We start from the raw sequence: 1,218 nt of genomic DNA, 5'->3' as shown, positions 1-1,218 counted from the left end.
GTAAACGTCAAAAAATCTCTGACTACAATATAAATTATAGGTTAGCTAAAATATTAATATAAAATTAAATATGGAGGCTAACCTTATGTATGTAAAAAACAGCATAGAACAATGGGATCAAATCATTGAAGAATTCAAATCTTATGATGCAACTGCAACAGAATTTTGTAAAGAGAAAAAAATATCTAAAAGTCAATTCTATTACCATAGAAAACGACTGGCTCATCAACAAATAGAACCAACCCTTTGTGAAGTAGAATTAGCAAAAGTATCTACTCCGATAAATCCTAAAAATGCAGAGCCTTCTTCTAAATACATAAAAATAGAAATAAATAACGCCATTATTCATATTCCAACTAGCGAAGCTACGCTTTTAACTACAATAATAAAGGAGCTTTCAGCAACATGTTAAATTTAAACGATATTGATAAAGTATACTTAGCTTGTGGAGTAACTGACCTAAGAAAGAGTATCGATGGGTTAGTTGTTACAGTAAAAAATCAACTAAAACTAGATCCTTTTGAAAAGGCACTATTTGTTTTTTGTAATAGACAGCAAAATAGATTAAAAATCCTTCATTTTGACGAAGGCTTTTGGTTATACTATCATCGAATTGAGAATAACAAAATAAAATGGCCCATAACTAAAGAAGAAGCATTAACTGTAAACAAAGAAGAATTAAGTTGGATTCTTAAAGGGTATGAAGTAAGAACAACTTCTAAATTTCAACCCGTGACACAAAAGAATATATACTAATAATAACCGTCAAACCCTTGGTATATCAAGGGTTTTATGGTATAATAAGATATACTATAAATGAGAGGTTACGCAATGAATAATTCAAATGTAGATAATCAACTTGATGATGTTACTAAGAACTTAATCATGAATATGGAGAAAGAATTAGAATCTAAAGACAAAGAGATTGATGACTTAAAAAAAGAATTAGAGTTTCTGAAGTCTCAACTTATAAACAAAAATAAAAAGTTATTTGGAAAATCTAGCGAACAAGTAGATTCTAACCAGATATCTTTATTTAATGAAGCCGAAAAAGAAAGTGATTTAAAAAAGGCGGAGCCTACACTTGAAGAAATAACATATACTAGAAATAAACCAACTAAAAATACTGGTAAAAAAGATAACTTATCAAATTTAGAAATAGTTACTATAGAACATAAACTTACTGATGAAGAAGCAATATGCGAAGATTGCCACTCA

3 protein-coding genes are annotated in these 1,218 nt (G+C 28.7%); all 3 read left to right on the top strand.

What is annotated here, in order from left to right:
- The first annotated feature begins 85 nt into the window (after positions 1–85).
- On the top strand, positions 86–412 hold the full coding sequence (gene tnpA, locus BUB34_RS12880) for an IS66 family insertion sequence element accessory protein TnpA (RefSeq protein WP_073127882.1): 327 nt from the start codon (positions 86–88) through the stop codon (positions 410–412).
- Positions 406–756 (top strand): IS66 family insertion sequence element accessory protein TnpB, encoded by a 351-nt coding sequence (gene tnpB / locus BUB34_RS12875; RefSeq protein ID WP_073127880.1) that lies wholly within the window; start codon positions 406–408, stop codon positions 754–756. Before tnpA ends, tnpB begins: the two co-directional genes overlap by 7 nt.
- A 75-nt stretch (positions 757–831) precedes the next feature.
- Positions 832–1,218: IS66 family transposase (locus BUB34_RS12870; protein WP_073127878.1), on the top strand; the 387-nt coding region annotated here is incomplete at its 3' end.

Source organism: Asaccharospora irregularis DSM 2635 (assembly GCF_900129815.1).
GTDB lineage: Bacteria > Bacillota > Clostridia > Peptostreptococcales > Peptostreptococcaceae > Asaccharospora > Asaccharospora irregularis.
This window is presented reverse-complemented; position numbering and strand designations above follow the sequence as displayed.

Bases quoted from the DNA above. Each gene is read 5' to 3' on its own strand.
- tnpA (WP_073127882.1), top strand. From the start codon at position 86: ATGTATGTAAAAAACAGCATAGAACAATGGGATCAAATCATTGAAGAA.
- tnpB (WP_073127880.1), top strand. From the start codon at position 406: ATGTTAAATTTAAACGATATTGATAAAGTATACTTAGCTTGTGGAGTA.